This window comes from Paenibacillus aquistagni (genome assembly GCF_900177815.1).
Lineage (GTDB): Bacteria > Bacillota > Bacilli > Paenibacillales > Paenibacillaceae > Paenibacillus_B > Paenibacillus_B aquistagni.
This window is the reverse complement of sequence record NZ_FXAZ01000003.1, coordinates 77,963-96,969: the sequence shown is the minus strand read 5'-3', so window position 1 is coordinate 96,969 and position 19,007 is coordinate 77,963. Positions and strand designations below refer to the sequence as shown.

17 protein-coding genes are annotated in these 19,007 nt (G+C 48.1%); 8 read left to right on the top strand and 9 right to left on the bottom strand.

The window, feature by feature from the left end; all coding sequences use genetic code 11:
- Window positions 1-205: 205 nt before the first annotated feature.
- From B9Y93_RS11925 to B9Y93_RS11895, 7 genes are read left to right on the top strand one after another with little or no spacing between them, the layout of a single operon-like run.
- Window positions 206-1,075: a carbohydrate ABC transporter permease gene (locus tag B9Y93_RS11925; RefSeq protein WP_085494659.1), complete on the top strand. Its 870-nt coding sequence runs from the start codon at window positions 206-208 to the stop codon at window positions 1,073-1,075.
- A gap of 12 nt (window positions 1,076-1,087) precedes the next feature.
- Window positions 1,088-1,903, top strand: coding sequence for a carbohydrate ABC transporter permease (locus tag B9Y93_RS11920; RefSeq protein WP_085494658.1), 816 nt, complete (start codon window positions 1,088-1,090; stop codon window positions 1,901-1,903).
- Between the two features lie 21 nt (window positions 1,904-1,924).
- On the top strand, window positions 1,925-3,277 hold the full coding sequence (locus tag B9Y93_RS11915) for an ABC transporter substrate-binding protein (RefSeq protein WP_085494657.1): 1,353 nt from the start codon (window positions 1,925-1,927) through the stop codon (window positions 3,275-3,277).
- Between the two features lie 3 nt (window positions 3,278-3,280).
- Entirely contained in the window at window positions 3,281-4,513 is a 1,233-nt protein-coding gene (locus tag B9Y93_RS11910) for an MFS transporter (protein ID WP_085494656.1), read from the top strand.
- Window positions 4,513-5,109: a glycerol-3-phosphate responsive antiterminator gene (locus B9Y93_RS11905; protein WP_085494655.1), complete on the top strand. Its 597-nt coding sequence runs from the start codon at window positions 4,513-4,515 to the stop codon at window positions 5,107-5,109. The genes B9Y93_RS11910 and B9Y93_RS11905 overlap by 1 nt, the downstream gene beginning before the upstream one ends.
- Window positions 5,099-6,625 carry a bifunctional metallophosphatase/5'-nucleotidase gene (locus tag B9Y93_RS11900; protein WP_176228911.1) on the top strand — a complete coding sequence of 509 codons (1,527 nt, stop codon included), beginning with the start codon at window positions 5,099-5,101 and terminating at the stop codon, window positions 6,623-6,625. Before B9Y93_RS11905 ends, B9Y93_RS11900 begins: the two co-directional genes overlap by 11 nt.
- Window positions 6,626-7,450 carry a Cof-type HAD-IIB family hydrolase gene (locus tag B9Y93_RS11895; protein ID WP_085494653.1) on the top strand — a complete coding sequence of 275 codons (825 nt, stop codon included), beginning with the start codon at window positions 6,626-6,628 and terminating at the stop codon, window positions 7,448-7,450.
- Window positions 7,451-7,535: 85 nt separating this feature from the next.
- Here the strand turns inward: B9Y93_RS11895 and B9Y93_RS11890 are convergent, their stop codons facing one another.
- A complete protein-coding gene (locus B9Y93_RS11890; protein ID WP_085494652.1) occupies window positions 7,536-7,883 on the bottom strand; it encodes a carboxymuconolactone decarboxylase family protein in 348 nt (115 codons plus the stop codon).
- A 3-nt stretch (window positions 7,884-7,886) separates the two neighbouring features.
- A complete protein-coding gene (locus tag B9Y93_RS11885) occupies window positions 7,887-8,291 on the bottom strand; it encodes a tautomerase family protein (protein ID WP_085494651.1) in 405 nt (134 codons plus the stop codon).
- A gap of 108 nt (window positions 8,292-8,399) precedes the next feature.
- On the opposite strand from B9Y93_RS11885, the gene B9Y93_RS11880 reads away from it, so the two are divergent.
- Window positions 8,400-9,281 (top strand): LysR family transcriptional regulator, encoded by an 882-nt coding sequence (locus B9Y93_RS11880; RefSeq protein WP_085494650.1) that lies wholly within the window; start codon window positions 8,400-8,402, stop codon window positions 9,279-9,281.
- 57 nt (window positions 9,282-9,338) lie between these two features.
- On the opposite strand, the gene B9Y93_RS11875 is transcribed toward B9Y93_RS11880, so the two are convergent.
- From B9Y93_RS11875 to B9Y93_RS11845, 7 genes are all read right to left on the bottom strand, one after another.
- Window positions 9,339-11,144: a putative bifunctional diguanylate cyclase/phosphodiesterase gene (locus tag B9Y93_RS11875; RefSeq protein WP_085494649.1), complete on the bottom strand. Its 1,806-nt coding sequence runs from the start codon at window positions 11,142-11,144 to the stop codon at window positions 9,339-9,341.
- A 271-nt stretch (window positions 11,145-11,415) separates the two neighbouring features.
- Window positions 11,416-12,123 carry a DNA alkylation repair protein gene (locus tag B9Y93_RS11870; protein ID WP_085494648.1) on the bottom strand — a complete coding sequence of 236 codons (708 nt, stop codon included), beginning with the start codon at window positions 12,121-12,123 and terminating at the stop codon, window positions 11,416-11,418.
- Window positions 12,124-12,379: 256 nt separating this feature from the next.
- On the bottom strand, window positions 12,380-13,318 hold the full coding sequence (locus B9Y93_RS11865; protein ID WP_085495096.1) for an alpha/beta fold hydrolase: 939 nt from the start codon (window positions 13,316-13,318) through the stop codon (window positions 12,380-12,382).
- 269 nt (window positions 13,319-13,587) lie between these two features.
- Window positions 13,588-14,961: a sensor histidine kinase gene (locus B9Y93_RS11860; protein WP_085494647.1), complete on the bottom strand. Its 1,374-nt coding sequence runs from the start codon at window positions 14,959-14,961 to the stop codon at window positions 13,588-13,590.
- Window positions 14,958-15,632 (bottom strand): response regulator transcription factor, encoded by a 675-nt coding sequence (locus B9Y93_RS11855; protein ID WP_085494646.1) that lies wholly within the window; start codon window positions 15,630-15,632, stop codon window positions 14,958-14,960. The genes B9Y93_RS11860 and B9Y93_RS11855 overlap by 4 nt, the downstream gene beginning before the upstream one ends.
- 84 nt (window positions 15,633-15,716) lie before the next feature.
- A complete protein-coding gene (locus B9Y93_RS11850) occupies window positions 15,717-18,323 on the bottom strand; it encodes an ABC transporter permease (RefSeq protein ID WP_085494645.1) in 2,607 nt (868 codons plus the stop codon).
- Complete coding sequence (locus B9Y93_RS11845) at window positions 18,320-19,003, bottom strand: ABC transporter ATP-binding protein (protein ID WP_085494644.1); 684 nt, start codon at window positions 19,001-19,003, stop codon at window positions 18,320-18,322. Before B9Y93_RS11845 ends, B9Y93_RS11850 begins: the two co-directional genes overlap by 4 nt.
- Between the last annotated feature and the right edge of the window lie 4 nt (window positions 19,004-19,007).

Here is a 19,007-nt window from a genome sequence, read left to right as displayed (position 1 = left end):
GTATAACCTTTACGAATTTTACATATGAAGCAAATACTCTCTTAACAGTGCCGAGTTAAAGTAAAGGCAACAAGCAATTAAATATTTCTAGCCAATGGGCTCAATTGCAGAGAATGCCCGTGATTCCCCTTCTCCATTACTGATGGAACCATAGGGGGAGTCACGGGCTTTGTTGCGTTCATTTCAGCTTAAGAGGAGGCATAGGATGAGACGAATTCCATGGCAGCCCTACTTGTACTTATCTCCCGTATTGGTGCTGTACGCCATATTTTTTGTATTTCCGTTATTCTTCTCACTCTATATCAGCTTTATGGAGTGGGACCTGCTGCTTGATAAGAAGCAGTTTGTGGGCTTAAGCAACTACCAAGAGGTGCTTAGCAATCCACTGTTCTGGAAAGTCATTCGCAACACGCTGCTGTACATGGCGCTAACTGTGCCGCCATCTGCTGCACTCGGCTTGGTTTACGCACTCGCCATTGAGCGGGCAGGCAAGCTGCGATCCATGTATCGGGTACTCTTTTTTGTTCCCGTCGTCATCAGTGTCTCTGTTGCGGGACTTGTGTTCTCGCTCATGTTCTCGCCCCAAAAAGGTCTGTTCAACGAATGGCTTGGCTTATTCGGAATTGGCGAGCAGGCATGGCTGCAGGATACGAAGCTGGCGATGTTCGCGCTAGCCATTGTAGGCGTGTGGATGTCCTTTGGCTACAATGTCGTCTTATATATTTCTGGCTTGAAGCAATTGAACAATGAAGTGAAGGAAGCAGCAGCGATTGATGGAGCGAGCGGCTGGCAGTCCTTCCGCCACATGACGTTCCCGCTGCTTATGCCTGTGCATATGTTCGTCTGGACGATCACACTTCTTCATTCCTTGCAGATATTCGCCACTGTTCACATTATGACGCTCGGAGGTCCCAACAACTCGACGAACGTCTGGGCTTTCTTTATATGGCAGGAGGCATTCCAGTTTTTTAACACAGGTACAGCCAGCGCAGCGGCGACGATCTTGTTTGTCATTGTTCTGGGATTGACCGTTATTCAGGTGCGCTGGATGCAAAAGCGCACGCAATGGGTGTAGGGGGGTGGCATCATGAAGTTACGTAGTCGTCTGCTGTTGAATGTTTTTCTGCTGTTATCGGTATTAGCGGTGTTAATGCCATTCATCTGGATGCTAACAGTATCCTTCTCCCCGAGCGCTGATCCGTTCAAGCGAGTGGCGCTGCTTATCCCGACAAGCTTCAGTCTTGAGGGGTACAAGCAGGTGCTTGAGCAGGCGCCAATCGCCCGCTGGTTTATGAACAGCGTGCTGTTGACGAGCGTGTTGACAGGAGGGCAGCTGATCCTTGGTGTCTTAGCAGCGTACGCCTTCGCCAGATACCAATTCAGAGGTCGCGAAGCCTTATTTTTCTTCGTCCTATGCACGATGATGGTACCTCCGCAGGCCATTATGCTGCCGGTGTATTTGGTCGTCAACTCCTTTGATTGGGTCAATTCGTACAAGGGGGTGATCATACCGCATATCGCAAGCGCGTACGCCATTTTTGTACTCCGCCAATTCTTTATGGCTATTCCACGAGAGCTGGAGGAGGCCTCAAGAGTAGATGGCTGCCATTCCGTCCAAACGCTGTACCATATTTATCTACGGGCCTCTGGTCCTGCCTTGTTTGGAGTCGGACTGATTCAATTCGTGAACAACTGGAATGATTATTATTGGCCGTTTCTTATTTTGAGCGATGAAATGAAAATGACGCTGCCGGTGGCGATCGTGCACTTCCGTAACGACAGCTACATTGAATGGGTGCCGACAATGGCTGCGGCCACTTTATCCGTGCTGCCGGTTATCGGGATATACACACTGGCGCAGCGCTACTTTACAGAAAGCTCATTGCAAAGCGGAATTAAATAAAACCTGCAGGAGGAATTAGAGATGAAGAAACGTATCAGCCTGAATATCATGCTAATAGCAGCACTAATGTGGCTCTTGGTTGGCTGTGGACAAGGAAATACCCATTCCAGCAATAGTGAACCCGCTTCGGCTTCACCAGCAGGCACAGAAGCCGCTTCCGATACAGGAGACAAGACGGCGGACGCGATCGAGATCAAGTTTATGCATGTATTTGGCGGATCGCAAGGCGAGGCGATTCAAGAGATGGTCGATCGCTATAACGCGTCCCAAGACAAGGTCATCGTCAAGGCCGAGCAGGCTCAAGGCTTCTATGACGGACTGTTGGAGAAGCTTCAAACACTAGCCGTGTCCAAGCAGCTTCCAGAAGTAGCAATCGGCAGCTATGCCAACGGGGAGTTTATGTCCACTAGAATGCCGATTCGCCCCTTGCAAACCTTTATAGACAAAGAAGGGTATTCAACTGCAGACTACACAGCTGAAATGCTGAAGCTCGGCCAAGATGCAGAAGGCCACCAGTATGCTCTGCCGTTTCTCGTCAGCACCCCTCTCATCTATGTCAATCTGGATCACTTTGAGAAGGCAGGCATCCCGGTCGTGGAGCAGCCGAAGAGCTGGGAGCAGGTGCGCGACTGGGCACAGCAGCTTGCAGCCTCAGAGTCAGGCCGTGGAGGCATTTATTTTCAGATGGACTTTGATACGTGGATGTTCCAGACCCTTCTTGAGACGAAAGGCGGCAGCTATGCTTCTATTAAGGATCAAGATGTTCAATTCAATGACGCTGCCGGCAAAGAGGTGCTTCGTTACTGGCTGGATATGATGCAAAAGGATAAGTCGATTCCAAAAATGAACGGCACGCAGGCAGCGGAAGCGTTCCAAAGCGGGAATCTGTCCATGCTGGTAGCCACAACCGGCAATCTAGCCAATTTATCGAAAAACTCTTCCTTTAATCTGGGCATTATGCTGCTGCCAACTTGGGAGGGAGGACAAACGACTCGCCGCTTGCCTGCTGGCGGAGCTGGCCTGTACGTGTTCCAAGGCAATGATGAAAAAGAAGCCGCCGCATGGGATTTCGTTAAATATGCGACTTCACCAGAGAGCTCCGCGCTATTGGCAGAGAAGATGGGCTATATGACAGTGCGCGACAGTGCTCGTGAAGAGCTGATGGCCGATTATCTGAAGGCAAACCCGATGGCTGCCGCTACTTATAAGCAAGCGCAGGATATTGTGCCTTGGTTCAACTGGCCGGGCGAGGCGGGCACACGCGCCACTCGAATCCTGCTGGATCATATTCAAGGCTCATTCGCAGGCGATATGTCAGGCGATGAAGCGCTCGACAAGGCTGCCGCCGAGATCGAAAAGATTCTGGGGTGGTAACAGGTGAGGCGTCCAGCTGAGATTGGTTGGGCGCTGCCTCTTCTAACAGGCTTATCGATGCTGGTTACAGGAATGATGGAGTCCATGAAAGGCTTCTTGCCGGACTTCTTCTTCGATCAATACCAGTTTGACGCGAAAACAAGCGGGCTGATCTTTGCGTTTAGCTCCGCTGGATTGCTGGGAGCCAACGTGCTCGCCGGCCGTGTAACAGCATGGTGGGGATGGCAGAGAGCCTTTCGTATACATCAAGTGATTTTTGCGGCAGGAATGGCCCTGTTGGCACTGCTGTCCGCTTCTTCCGCAGCTGCATGGTGCGGATTGTTCCTTCTAATCGGTTATGCCAATGGAATCGTTGGCATGGTGTGCAATGTAGCGCTTCCGCTCGCTTCGCCTGAGCGAGCGGGGCAATTGCTTGGACGGCTGCACTTTATGATGGGCTGCGGCTTTATTGTTGGGCCGCTTGCGCTTGAATGGTTCGTAAGCGGGAAGTCTCCTGCTCAGACAGCTGTAACATGGCCGCTGATCTGGCTCGCTTTTGCCATATTCGGCGTACTGCTCGCCGTTGCTGGAAGCCGACCTGCTTGGCCAAGCGAGGGGCACAAGCCCAAGCAGGACAAGCCTGCAGCGCGAACCAACTGCGAGGCACCCGTAGAGCCGAGTATGAGCCGCAGTTCCATTCTGCCGTTTGTCTGCTTCTTAGTTCTGTACTTCTGCTATGTTGGAGCTGAGGTTGGCCTTACCGTGTGGTATCGCCCCTTGCTTCTCCAGCAATATGGCCTTGAGCCTGCCTTCGCCACGCTGCTGTACACCATCGCATTTGCCGGCTTCACGGTGCTGCGGCTTGGCGTCAGCCGCAGTGTGAGGCGATGGGGCTACAGCGGCACTCTCATCCGATGCGTGACGGTTGCCATCTTGTGCTTAGTATGGGCGAGCTTGGTCCCGGGCCTCCTTGGGGCATTCGGATATGCCGCATTTCTAATGGCGATCGCGATGATCTTCCCTACGATGACGGCGCTCGCTGTCCAATATTGGGACGAGCTCGCAGCCTCACGCATGGGCTTGTTCTTTGCTGGCGGCTTTGCAGGTGGCGCTTGTTCCACCTGGCTGATTGGTGCCATGCAGCATTCCTTCTCATTTGGCCATGCCTTTATGGTGGTAACGAGTTTGTTCCTTGTATTTACTGCGGCGATGTTCGCCGTGCTGCGTATTCAATCAATCGATGGGAGAGTGGCCTAATGAAATTACATCATCTATTCAGCCCCTTTACGGTTATTGCGGCAGTTAAGACGGAACTCGATATGGTAAGAGCAGAACGCATGGGCGTGCGTAATATCTTTTTGGTTCGCTCATCGTTGAGTGAATTAAAGGCATACAGCAAGCAAGTCGAAAAAAACGGCATGCGTCTATTTGTCTATTTCGATATGATCCGCGGATTGTCCCAGGACAAGGAGGCGGTTCAATTCCTGCTGAATGAAGTCCAAGTCTGTGGCCTTGTAAGCAACAAGGCCCATGTGGTAAAGGAAGCAAAGAGACTTGGCGTGTATGGCATATTGACGATGTTCCTGCTCGACAGCTATTCCCTTGAGCTTAGCGGCAAGGTAATCAACGACTTGCAGCCGGACGCGATTAATATAGCCCCGGGCAATCTGCCGAAGAACGTGCGCGAGCTGTCCGAGCAATACGATGTGCCGATCATCGCAAGCGGACTCATTACACTGCCGGAGGAAGTTGGAAAGCTGTATGAAGCAGGCGCCTGTGCCGTATCGACCAGTCAATCCGAGCTATGGTCAATCGAGTGGAAGATGCTGGAGCAAGAACATCATGCGCCATAATGAAAATACCATTACGTTACTGTATACCAGTGATATACACGGACATTGGACACGCGAAGACGGCCAATCAGGCGGGTCCCTTGCTTGCGCCGCCCAATATGCGTCCAACCTGAGAAGCACTCGCAAGCATGTATGGATGATCGACAACGGCGATCTCCTGCAAGGCACGCCGCTGGCTAGTCATGTTGCGCTCCATGAAGAACAATACGGGGCAAAGATGATCGGTGACCTGCTTCGGACCAGCGGAGTGGACATGACTGTTCCTGGCAACCATGATTTTGACTACGGTATGCCTTATTTGCAAGGTGTCATCGCTTCATCCTCTTGCGTCTGGCTGGCCGCGAACGTGCGCCATTGTTCAGGCAATGGCCTAGCAGAGGCTTATCATATTGTCCAATTCGGCACAAGGCGAATCGCATTTATCGGCGTAACAACACGCATTCCAGCCAAGCAATACCCGGATCGGGTGACAGGCTGGGAATGGCATGATGAGGTTGCCACAATCCGAACAATCCTTGCTCAAGTTCGCTCCAGCGTGGATGCGGTCGTTGTATGTTACCACGGCGGAGTAGAGCAAGAAGGCGTACGGGATGAGGAAAATGCTGCGCTCCGCATCGCGCGCGAGGTGGAAGGCATTGATGTCCTGCTGACTGGCCATCAGCATGACCGCTTCGTGCGCCGTGAGGGGAAAACGCTCATCCTGCAGCCCGGCTCGCACGGAACGGATATTGGCGAAGTGACGCTCACCTTCGTTACAGAAGAAGAGACAGAACGCATGGCTGCAGAAGGCCGAATCGTAGACATCACTGGGCACGAGGAATCTGCGGCAGTGTTAACCGAAGCGCTGAAGATTCGCAGCAGCGCTGAAGCCGCACTTGCTCAAGTATTATGCCAGTGTGATTCAAGCTTGGAGCTCCATGACTGGCGCGACTTGCCCCTCAGAGAGCATCCCATTGTACAGTGGATGCATGAAGTGCAGCTGCAGGAGAGCCGTGCACAGTTATCGGCTGCAGCTTATGCGGGCGAGAAGCCGTTCAAGCTATCTTCAGGACAACTGACGCGGGGGGATATCCAACGGATATTTCCCTATATGGATGCGCTTAGCATTTTTCAAATCAAGGGAACTGAACTCTTGGCTGCTCTCGAAGTCAGCGCTTCTTGGTATAACGAGGCAACTCAGGAGCCAGAGGCGGATTGGCTTAAGCCGCATCTGCTTCTATACCAATTCATCATGTTCGAGGGCATTCAGTACACAATCGATGCATCTAGGCCGATAGGATCGCGTATTCAAGCCTGTCACTATAAGGGGCACGCAGTACGACATGACGATGCTTTTACCATTGTGATGACAGACTACTTGGCTGATCAGGCTTCGATGTACCCCATGCTGCGCAGGATGAAGCGAATATACCGATTAGAGGAACCGCTTGTGCGGCTGCTGGAGAAATACGCCGGCTCACAGCATTTGCTGCAGATCGATGCCGCACCAAACTGGGAAATAATAGGGGGAATATAAATGACCATTCATGCAACAGGGGGGAGGCCCAAGGCGACAGCCTTTGATATGGACGGGACGCTGCTGCGCTCGGACGGGACCTTGTCGGCGCGCACGGAACAGGCGCTTCGCGCATACCGCGATAGCGGCGGCATCATTATCATCGCGACAGGAAGACCTCCGCGGCTTGTGCTCCCGCTATTTCCACAATTGGCAATCGCTCATTACTTTATTTATAACAATGGGACGATTGTGGTGAATGCCGAAGAAGATTGGCGTGTCGATCAGCCAATCGCTAACGCCACTGCTTATCGGCTCCATCAGCATGTGCTGAATCATCATGCGGAAGGTGTGTGCATCTGGGAGGTGGATGATCGCTGGCATGCCAATCGCCTGCTTAATAGAGAGGAGAAAGCCTATTTCTTAGGTCCTGCTGATCAATTAGACCCGATTATCTTATCGGAACAGTCCATGTCGGAGCTGCAGCCATCCAAGATACTGCTGCCGCATACCTATGATATCGATAATTTGGCCGAATCCTTTCATGATGAGCTGAATGTATATCGATTGTCCAGCGCTCCATGTGTGGAGCTGTCGCCACGAGCAATCAGCAAGGCGTCCGGCGTTGAAGAGGTTGCACGCAGGCATGGCTTCACTAGCGAGGAGATCGGCGCATTCGGAGATGACTATAACGACCTTGCGATGTTCCAGTATTGTCGACATGCCATTGCGATGCATAACGCGATACCTGAACTGGCATCCATTGCTTCGGGTACGACATCAAGCAATGACGAGGATGGGGTCGCGGTGAAGCTGGAGCAATGGCTTCAGATTGGTGAAGATTAGGCAGCAAGTAACGGAGCCCTGTATTTCCTAAACAAACATAACCCTCCTTAATGACTAGGAGGGTTACTTACTCATCTACCTTATTTCATGATTGATTTTGTCTCTCTATTTCCTTTTCAAAGATATCCTTAGCTGCTGAGAGCGCGGAAGCAGCACGCGGCCACCCAGCATAGAAGGCGAGATGCGTGATGGCCTCCACGAGTTCCTCTTGATCTACTCCATTCTCCATGGCTAATCGAAGGTGAAAGGGGAGCTGCTCGATCATTCCTCCTGCCACTAAAGCCGCAACTGTTATCATGCTGCGATCTCGCAAGGATAATTGCTCTCTTCTCCACACATCCCCAAATAGAACATCTTCTGTGTAACGGACGAATGTTGGAGCCATATCGCCGTACCTTTCTTTTGCACTCGATTGGATTTGAAGATGCGCCATCAATTACGCCTCCCCTATCGTTCTATGAAGCATTTGGGCAGCTCCATTTCCGAACGACCAATCTGCATATTCGTTTTCAGCCAGTACGATGAACACATCTTCTTTCCTCATGGGAAGAGCCTTGGACAATGTCGTTGCTAGCGTCTCATAAAAGCATGTCTTCTGTTCAACCGTTCTCCCGGACTTGCACGTAATGTGAATGAACAGCAGCCCTTCGCTTCGTTCAACATTCAGATAATGACTGCTGTAATAGAACTCTTCTTGCTTATGGGCGTGGAACACTTGGAACCAATCGTCCTCCGGCACATGGAAATGCTGAATTAATGTCTCCATGATTGCTTTACTGATTACGTTCAACTGACGGACTTCGTATTGTGATTCCAAATAACTAACTCGAATAAAAGGCATCCCGATCACTCCTTACTTAAGATGCCCTCATTGTAATCCTCGTGCTTTGATTTGTATAATGGAATAAAATCATAATCTCTATCGATTTATTCGATTAAGGAGCCGCATATGGATCTAAAGGAACTAACTGCTTTTCAAACCATCCTTCAAGAAGGGACCTTCTCTCGAGCAGCGGAGAAGCTAAATTATGCTCAATCCACCATAACGAATCAGATTCAGCGATTAGAAAGAGAGCTGGGCGTACAACTGTTTAAAAGAGGCTGGGACGTCGAACTAACAAGTGCCGGGCGAATATTTGCGGCAGAAGTAGATGGCTTGATTCAGCATTGGAGCAGTATCACAGAGCTTGCCAGAGCGTTGCAGCATGACGAGATCGGCCAATTGCGCATCGGTGTAATCGAGTCTCTAGCAAATAACATAATTTCTCATTCTGTACGCAAATTTCAACAGCATAAGCCGCGCATTGCTTGCCAAGTTATAACCGGAAATACCGACTTCTTAGCCAAATCCCTTCTGCAAGATGACTTGGACTTCGCCATCTGTGGTGAACCATCCGATCCAGCGGATTTGTACTTCGAACCCATGGACCAAGAGAATACGATTCTCATAACAGATCACAATCATCCGTTGAGTCATAGAAGTCGTGTACCCGTCCAGGAGATCTTACAATATCCAATCACAGCAGGGGGCAGCTCATGCTTGTATCATTTACCGTTCACCAAAACTCTATCTCGCTATAAGAACTCCCCGCCTCTGCTTAATACGGTTAATCAGATATCGGCCATCCCTTATTTCATCCAAGAAACGCTTGCAGTCGGTGTCGTACTGGAGTCTACTCCTTTAATTCCGGGAGTCCAAAGAGTGGATGTCGAGTTACAGCTGCCCCCGATGCCAATTGGTCTATTACAATCTCGTCGGCACAACTACCATGCTGAATCTTCTACACGATTGCTGCAGCAAATCATCGAGGAGGAGTTTGCCACGCGATAAGGTTTCTACTCTATTTCTCCGGTATATTAGCAAATTGCTGCCGCAATATTTCAGATATCAAGCAGGAGTCCTGCGGTGAAGTAGAATTTCGATCTCTTCTGCAGAGGATGGACGATAAAAGTAATAACCTTGCCCAATCTCGCAGCCGTATTGCTGGAGCATTTTAAACTGCTGCGGGTTCTCGATGCCTTCGCAGATGACTTGTAGATTCATACTGTGGCCGATATCAATGATAAGCTTGACGATCGAAGCAGCAGGGATAGCCGTTGTCAGTTCCCGCGTAAACGAACGATCAATCTTAAGGAGATCGACAGGCAAATGCCTTAACACGCTGAGGGAAGAGTAACCCGTTCCGAAGTCGTCAATTGAGATCTTCACGCCTTGGCGCTTGAGTTCACCGAGAATCATGACCGATTCATTCAAGTTCTGCACCATACTTTCCGTAATCTCCAGTTCCAGAAGAGTAGGTTCAAAATCTGTATTTTCCAAAATGCTTATCACCTTCGAAGCAAATTGAGGAGACCTAAACTGACGGATCGAAATGTTTACGGCTAACGCCAGATCGGGATTTCCAGCTCGCTGCCAAGTCCGCACCTGCCTACATGCCTCGTTAAGAACCCATTCACCAAGTTCAACAATGACTCCAGTCTGCTCAGCCAAAGGGATGAAGACAGATGGAGAGATCGGTCCCAGTTCTGGATGCGTCCAGCGCAGCAGCGCCTCCAAACCTCGAATTTTCCCCGTGCTCATCTCCACTAACGGCTGATAATGAACGGCTAATTCTCTCTTACTCACTGCACTCCGGAGATCATTCTCCAGCTTAACTTGACGCAGCAGTTCCTCGCTCTTAATGGCATAAAAGAAACGAAATCCATTTTTATCACCACTCTTGACACTGTACATCGCCTTATCGGCGTACTGGATTAACGTGTCGGCATCGCTAGCATCTTCGGGATAAAGGCTTATGCCAACGCTCAGCGTCGCATAGATCTGCTTTTGATCCATCTGAAACGGTGTCCGGAAGGCATGAATGAGTTGTTCCACCACCGCTTCGATGTCCTTCTGCTGCTGGTAGCGCATGAGCAGCACAAATTCATCCCCCGCATAGCGGGAAATGAAACACGATTGGCCTACCGTCTTACTCAGAAGGCTTGCAACATCCTGCAGCAGCCGGTCTCCCGCGCTGTGGCCTAGCATGTCATTAACATTCTTGAAGTGGTCAAGGTCAAGGAAAAGAACGGCTGTAGGTGCTTCTTCGGTCAACTCCTCAATCATCCGCTGCTTGAGCAATTCACGGTTTGGCAACTTGGTGAGTGTATCGTAGTAAGCAATATGTTGCAGCTTGCCTAACGCTTGGTTAAGCTGTTCATTTAACTCCACATTGACCGCATTCTCTTGCTTCAAGTTCCGTAAGTAGAATGCCAGTAGTGCGTAGAGGATCGTATTGACAATAATGCCGATCACGATCGTGCGAATCATCTCCATCGACTCTTGGGGCCAATAAGATGAAATGAAATAAAGAAAATAGCCTGCGGCAAGAAATATCGGTAGCGGTGATGGCAGTAAAAAAGCGAGAAGAATCAGCGATAAATACATGACGCTGACCAACCTATCAAACGATAGCTCCGGCAGCGCGTTGAAGAATGCGAAAAAAGCGATAGCGGCGAGCGCGTATTTGAGCGAGAGCGTTCTGAACAATATCGAGGCAAAGATGAAACCAGCGAAAGTAAGAGTAAGGATGAGACCTTGCGAGCTGCTGACGGATTTGACCATATTACTAGAAAGAGAGATCGCTGAGAACAAGATGACTACATTTGGCGTGATATGCATAAGGCGCTTCTTCCAAACCTGCGGCAAATTCATTGTTCGACACCTCGTTCGGATATAATAGGTTTAATGATTGAGAATTGCCTGATCTCATTTTCAAGTACCACTTATGTTCATATCCAGTAAAGCGCTTTAACATAGCTGTTATTTCCATTATAGTGAACACTTGTCCGGAGTACATCTATTTTCGGGCCTGTATTTTGGAAAGTGTTTGCCCAGCATTTCATGATAGCTGTTTATTCAATGCAAATAAGGCTGTCATGTGTCGACAGCCTTACGAGAAGATACTTTTATCAAAGTTTCACCACTAGCATCTTACGTATCTCCGTTTGAAGCCAAGCTGCCCTTTTTCTACAGCCTTTTGAATAGCAGCGGATGCATCCAGGAACTTGCTTTTACCCTTATCACGATTAACCTCCACTGGACCGACTTCCCTCGCGATCTCGACCGCTTTATCATGAAGGGGCTGGTAGGATACTCCCACCGTATATATAAAATTATTCATCGCATGCTTCGCACGTTCAGGAGCATCTTGAATCGTATCTTTAACGAGCTCCAGCATTCTCGCGATCTTCGCTTCAGGAAATTCGCTATCGGGGCGATTGCCCAGCATCCAGCAATAGCAGCTCCAGCCAGCCGACATTCTCAGCTCGATATCGCTAGCAATCCACTTATCGGAGATCTCTTGTCCGATATCCGTTTCGGCCAGAGTAACCGCGACCACATAATCGGACAGCATGTAAAAATATGCCTGATCGATCCATCGTTCAAAATCATCGGCAGCCATTGCTTTAGGATCTGCAATCACGCCGGCAAAGTACATCGCGTCGTAATTCCCCGTAGCGTAGAGCTCTTCCGCTAATGGCTGATTGTGTTTTATTTTTCTATAGATCGGCTTCATCTGGCCTGTTGCTACACCAAACACTGGTTCATGAGCGCCATTCGATAGGTATATCTTCTTCGTGCGTTCCTTGCCGAGCGCTTCAAGCTCTTGCATGACCGTTTCCAGATTCATGATTTCACTTCCTTTGTGTTGATTGTGGTTAAGGGCTAGGCTCTCCTTTATTTGAATATATCATAAAGCAGCGCATATCCCATAAGTTCGTGGTTCTGGAGGATGACCTTCTCTGAATCTGTTTCATTTCACAAACATACTCATTCCGAAAGCACTTTAGCCGTAGGGACTTTCATCCTACGGCTAATAACGGCTTATTCAATTTTTCGGAGCAAAGTCCATTGATATTAGACTCCGATTGATGGACATATTGCGCTTATTTTATTTCTTGCATAAATGCCCGAAAGCTGTCTGCAATGGCCTTGGATTGCGTATGATGCAGATAATGATCTCCCTCCAGCTTTATGACTTTCCCGTACTCAGCATCTTTCACCTGCTCTTCATGCAAGGCTTCCCATCCTGCAACACTTGTATTACTGTCTTCAATAAATAAAAGAACAGGAAGCTTGTTAGGGAATGTTAGATGCTGCGCTCCTTTGAAATTAGCAGAAATATGTTTCATTTCATTTAACATCGTGTCACTGTTCGCGTTTTTTTTCATCAGCATGATCATTTGCTCTTTTGTATGCTCATCAAAGGGTAAGGCAGCGTAAGGGTCGCCGCTTACGTTAATGCCCAATCTGAGAAGACCCGATTTTTTGAGAAACTCGAATGTCTTCAATGGGAACTCCACATCCATGCCGGGCTGTGTCGGGACACTGCTATCAATGCCAACAAATGCACGCACTTCATTCGGATATTGGTTCACATAGTTGATCCCGTAAATGCCTGCTATGGAATGGCCCATCAAGATGTAACGATCAATCTGAAGCTGCTGCAGAGCTTCATGGATTTCACTTACGATATTATCCGTGCTCCGCTCTTTATCGGTCTCATCGCTCAAGCCATAACCGAAGGGCTCGATTGCGACAACTTTATAATAGGGAGATAACTCATCCACGAGAAGCTTAAAGTCCAGAGCTGGTGCCGCCGTACCATAACCAGGGAGAAGCACAACGGTTTCCTCGCCATTTCCTTGAATCGCAACATTCATCTTTTTCCCATCTACCGATACAAGCTGCCCATAAGGTTCAATTTTTGCTTGCTCTGCTTGGCTGCTAATCATATTTACGATAAACACAATGGTTAAAAAAAGTCCGATTGCAATAACTATGCCTGCTATGGCTATAAGTATCACACGTAGTGTTTTTTTCATTCTCGGACTTAATCCTTTATTTATTGCTTCTCTTTGTTCCACTCATATCCTCTCCTATCTCCGTCGGCTTTGCAGCTGTCTTAATCAGCTGTTAAGGCAAGCTTATATGACGAAGATGGACTCCCTGTGACGGTCATATGAACGGAGTATGAACAAGCAAAAAAAAATTGCAGCACCATACGTCTAGGAGCAGATTGCACGTTGTATTCAACATATGGATAGCTGGAGGATTGCTATTCACCCAAACGAATCGCACAGCTCCCTGCCCATTACCCTGTCGGCGATGGCGTTGTAATGGGCAAGGTGACCATGAAAGTGGTTCCCTTGCCGAGCTCGCTCTCCACTCGGATGTCACCTTGATGAAGCGATATGATCTGCTTGACGATGGCAAGTCCCATACCGCTGCCGCCATACTTTCGACTATGGGAGCGATCGGCTTTGAAGAATCGCTCGAAGATGCGCTGCTGGTCTTCGAGGGAGATTCCAATACCCGTATCGGAGATGTGGACTGTTGCATTTTTTGCATCTTGCATGAGGCTGATGCGAATCACGCTGTCATTTTTGGAAAATTTGATGCTGTTGCCAATGATGTTTGTCCAAACTTGGCTTAATAAATCAAAATCAGCCTTTACTTGAACGGTCTTCAAGTCGAGTTCGAAGCGAATGTTGCGCGCCGACCATTGCGGCTGGATAGCAACGATAACCCGTCTAATCTGTTCGTCAAGGCTGAACGTGTCCAACCGCAGCTGCTGTGACTGTGATTCAAGCAAGCTGAGCTTAAGCAGGCTATCGCTCATCTTGGACATCCGATCTGCTTCAGCGATGATGATATCGAGATAACGGCTTCGCTCTGATTCAGCAAGATTTACTTTTTTAAGAGCCATGGCATAGCCGGATATCGAGGTCAGCGGCGACTGAATCTCATGAGATACATTGGATACAAAGTCCCTTCGCATTTGCTCCAGCTGCTGCAGGTCATGCGTCATATCTTCAAAGCTTCGCGCCAAGGTACCCAGCTCGCCCTTCTGCTTAATGTTCAGCTTGACGTCGAAATCTCCACCTGCTATTCGCTTCGTGGCCTTTGTCAGCTTCTGAATCGGCTTGACCAGGAATATCGCAGCCCCCAGAATCACTAGGCTTCCTGCTGTTAACGAATAAATGGTAAAGTTCCATATCCATTTTGTAATAAAAGAGGCGGAAGGCAGATCAATCGGTTCGATGAACATCGCCTTCGTACCTGTCTCCGTTGAAAATGACAGCCCTAATAGAGTGGTAGCTAGACCTGTCCGATTAACATGAACCACTTCCCCAGCCAACACCTGTCTCACCTGTTCCATCGTCACGGCAGCAGGCGTGTGCCCATTAAGCGATCCGTATGACTGAAACTGGCCTGTCTCATCGTATATCCGGATATGATAGGAATGGAGCTGACTCATTTCACTTACGAACTTGTCCGCTTCCTTGAGCGGAAGCGTCTCGTATACCCGGGCAACGTCCTGCCCGAAGTACAACAAAGGAAGCTGCATGTTCTCGTGCAATTTTTCTTTAAATAGCCATGTGGATATAAAAAAAGAAAGGAGCGTGCCCCCAATGACCGAGACCAGGAAGATCAGGACGACTCGTGTATACAACGATCGAATCATTCGTAAGCCTCAAGCCGGTAGCCAAGCCCTCGCACCGTCTCGATGCGGAAGTCGGGAGCAGTCGCGAACCGTTCGCGCAGGCGCTTAATATGAACATCAATCGTTCGATTATCTCCAGCGTAATCCATTCCCCAGATCTGATCGATTAGCTGCTCGCGCGTATAGACTTGTCCGGGTGTTCCAGCAAGCTTGTACAGCAATTCAAACTCCTTCAGTGGCAGTGTGATTGAATCTGTCCCTCTTGTGACCTTGTAGCTCTGCCGATCAAGGGTGACGCTTCCTAACTGGATCGTCTGCGTCGAGCCAATTCGGTATCGCTTCAGCAGCGCCTTCACACGTACCGTGAGCTCCAACGGATCGAAGGGCTTCGTCAAGTAATCGTCCGTGCCAAGCTCGAAGCCCTTTACCTTCTCCCATGTCTCGCCCTTCGCAGTCAGCATAAGCAAAGGAAGATCCGGATTGGCTCGTCTGAGCTCCTTGCATAACGTCCAGCCATCCATAACCGGCATCATAATATCGAGAACGACCAGATCAACATGCGTTGAAGCATAGACGTCTAGCGCTTCCTTGCCGTCTGAAGCTTCCACTGTCGTGAAGCCGTCGTTGCGTAGAAATAAACAGACCAGTTCGCGAATATTCGCATCATCATCAGCAACCAGTATCGTAGGCATCTCTACCCTCTTTTCTATGTTTCAAATAATAGCCTTTCTCCATATGCAAAGGAGAGAAGCCATATTCATATTCTAATTGCTTTATCAAATATTCTCTTGCTTTAATGCATCGATAATGTTTTCCTTTTTTACTTTCGCCCCGGAATAAGCAATCGCAGAACCGACTATGACAAATACGGCGACAATGACAGACACCATGCTCATCCAAGGAAGGGTGAACCCATAGCTGAATTTGTTTGAAAATGCGTTATAGATCAAAACCATCACGACGAGACTAACAGGCAGTCCAAACAACAAAGACTTGACCCCATAAAAAATACTTTCATAGTTCATCATTTTTGCAAAGCCTTTTGGTGTCATGCCAACGGATTTCAGCATCGCGAATTCCCTTTTGCGAAGAGCTAAGCCTGTCGAGATGGTATTGAAAATATTTGCAATGGAAACCGCAGAGATTAATAGGATAAAGCCGTAAGAAAAGACAGACATCAATACAATCTGTTGTTCTTCGCTTCTTCTGGATTGATAGACATTGTTCACATTCAGATTGATCTCATGCAACTCATCAATCTCCTGCTGCGTTCTCATCGGTTCCGTGCTTTTCAAATGGAGATACGTTGAAGCGTTAATCAGATCCTCGTCGTCTGCAAGTCGATTCATAACGCGCTTCGGCATGATTATATTCAGCCCGCCTACTCCTGTCGCGTTCATGCCCATAGGGGCCTGATCCGTCAACGCAGCAATGATCACTTTATTACCTTTCGTTTCTTCGTCATTCTCTTTATAGGAATGGGTTAACTCGATACGTTGACCAACACTCGTATAGATGGCCTTTGTCTGAACATATTTTCCTGTTTCCTTATCTTTGTATTGAATCCTATCCATCACGATTGCAGCCGGTTGATCCAGATTCATAAGCTGTTCGTAATCTGCGCCAACGGCTTTAGCGTAGGCTTGAAGACTCGAATCGTCTACAGCATGAATCTTAATATCGTAAGAATACTTCCCGTCTTGAAGTAAAGACTTATCCTTCTGAACCCTGTCTTGCAATTCATCGGCAATGAACGCTTCATCGACCCAAGCGTTCATATAGAACTCTTGAATCACGTTGTACGCCGTGACGTCATTCAGAGATACAATCGCTTGCATCAACTGGTCGTCTATTCTCTTTCCATTGCTGTATGACACTTCAATATCGTAATTAACGCCTTTCTGTGACAGTTCCAGCGATTGTGTCATGCCGGCTGTAAAGAACGACACTGTCAGAAACAACACGATGCTGATAACGAGCGAAAATACGATGGCATGATATCTCCGTTTATTTCTTTTTAAGTTTTTCAATCCGATTTCCGCTTCGAGTCCGAATAGCTTGCGAATGAACTTTGACGTTTTCACAGCTTTGACGGTAAGCTTAACGTCGGCAGTCTGGCGAATCGCGTCCATCGCGGATACCTTGGATGCCTTGATCGCAGGGAAATACGTCGAAATGAAAATCGTCAGCATCGATACAAGACAAGTAATCAAGAGCGATAGCGGCGTGACAATAAGCTTCAGCTTCACATCGGTCCATAATGCCCCCTGAATCATGGCATTCATGAACATAAAGGTGATGCCAATTCCCACAAGGCCACTGATGATTCCAATAGGAATAGAGATTACACCGATGACCATTCCCTCAAAAAATACCGAGTTTCGCTTTTGCCTTCTGGTCGCCCCCACACTTGAAAGCATACCTAAATGACGTGAACGTTCCGAAACGGAAATCGCAAATGCATTGTAGATCAACGAAACGGAGCCAATAACAATGACCGTCATAATGATTGCAGTCAAGGAATAAAGCGTCCTGCGCAAGCCATCATTATTCGTTATACCGTAATAACGCAATAAACTATTGTTAAATGCAACAGACTCTGGATCAATTGTATTGGCCTTAGCTAAATCTCCAGCATGCGTATATAAGGTACTTTTGACTTTGTTTAAGACAACCGCTGCATTTACCTTGTCACTAGCACCAATCATACTTTCATCAAAATAAGATAGGATGGTATAACCAGGAGCCCATGTCTGTTCCCATGCCGGACGCTTGATGACGCCTACTACCGTGTAACTTGCTGACCAGGTATTCTTTAAGATTTCCCCATTCTGATTATCCCCGTCTCGCAAGGGATCATTCTGTGTAAGTGCTCGCTGTATATCCTCTTTGTCTTCTGAAAACCTCTCACCAACTTCAAGTGTGAAAGAATCACCAATCTTGTAATCCACTTTAGCACTCTTTGCAATTTCCTCCGAAATAACGACCTCATTGCTTGCTTGCGGAAATCTTCCCTGACTTAGTTCAATCGGAAACAGTTCAAAGCCTTGTGTATTATACTCCCTGATAAATAAATAGGGCTTATTGGGATTGCGTCCCCCTTCTAAAGAAGCGTAGCCTCGATCCCTTGAGATTACTACCGTTTGTGTTGCATCATCTGCTTTAACCGCTTCAAGCTGAGCTTTGTTCACATCTTTATAAAGAACATGCCATTCTCCGTTGTCTGCGATCGACTGTCTTTGCATTACATCCATAAAAGAGATGCCAAGAGTTGCAACAGCCATCACCATCGCAACGGATATAATGACGCCAATAATAGTAACAAGCGTCCGTCTTTTGTTCTGTTTCAAATGTCTTATCGTTAGTTTATTGACAATATTCATCGGCGGATCACCTCGTCTTTGGCAATCCTCCCATCTTCAATCGCAATCACTCGATCCGCTTGCAACGCAATCCGTTCATCATGTGTAATGATGATCAACGTCTGGTTATAGGTTCGATTAAACATTTTAAACAGGTCGATAATTTCTCCACTATTCTTGCTGTCCAAATTACCTGTCGGCTCGTCGGCCAGCATAATGGCAGGATTGCTAACCAGCGCTCTGCCGATTGAAACCCGCTGCTGCTGTCCCCCGGAAAGCTGATTCGGCAAATGATTTAAGCGATTTTGTAGATGTAATGTTGTTACGATATCATCAAGGTGCTTCTTGTCCACCTTATGTTCATCAAGCAGCAAGGGAAGCGTGATATTCTCTTCAACCGTCAGAACTGGAATCAGATTATAGAACTGATAAATCAGGCCGATCTGCCTGCGCCTAAATATCGCAAGCTGCGTTTCATTCAGGTTATATATGTCTGTATGATCAACAAATACTTTTCCACTTGTTGGCCTATCCACACCGCCAAGCATATGCATGAGCGTCGATTTTCCCGAACCAGATGGCCCGATAATCGCCACGAATTCGCCTTTTTGAACCGAAAAGGAAACATCATCAAGCGCCTTCACTGCGGATTCGCCTTTGCCATATATTTTAGACAGATGATCGATTCTTAAGATTTCCATCGTC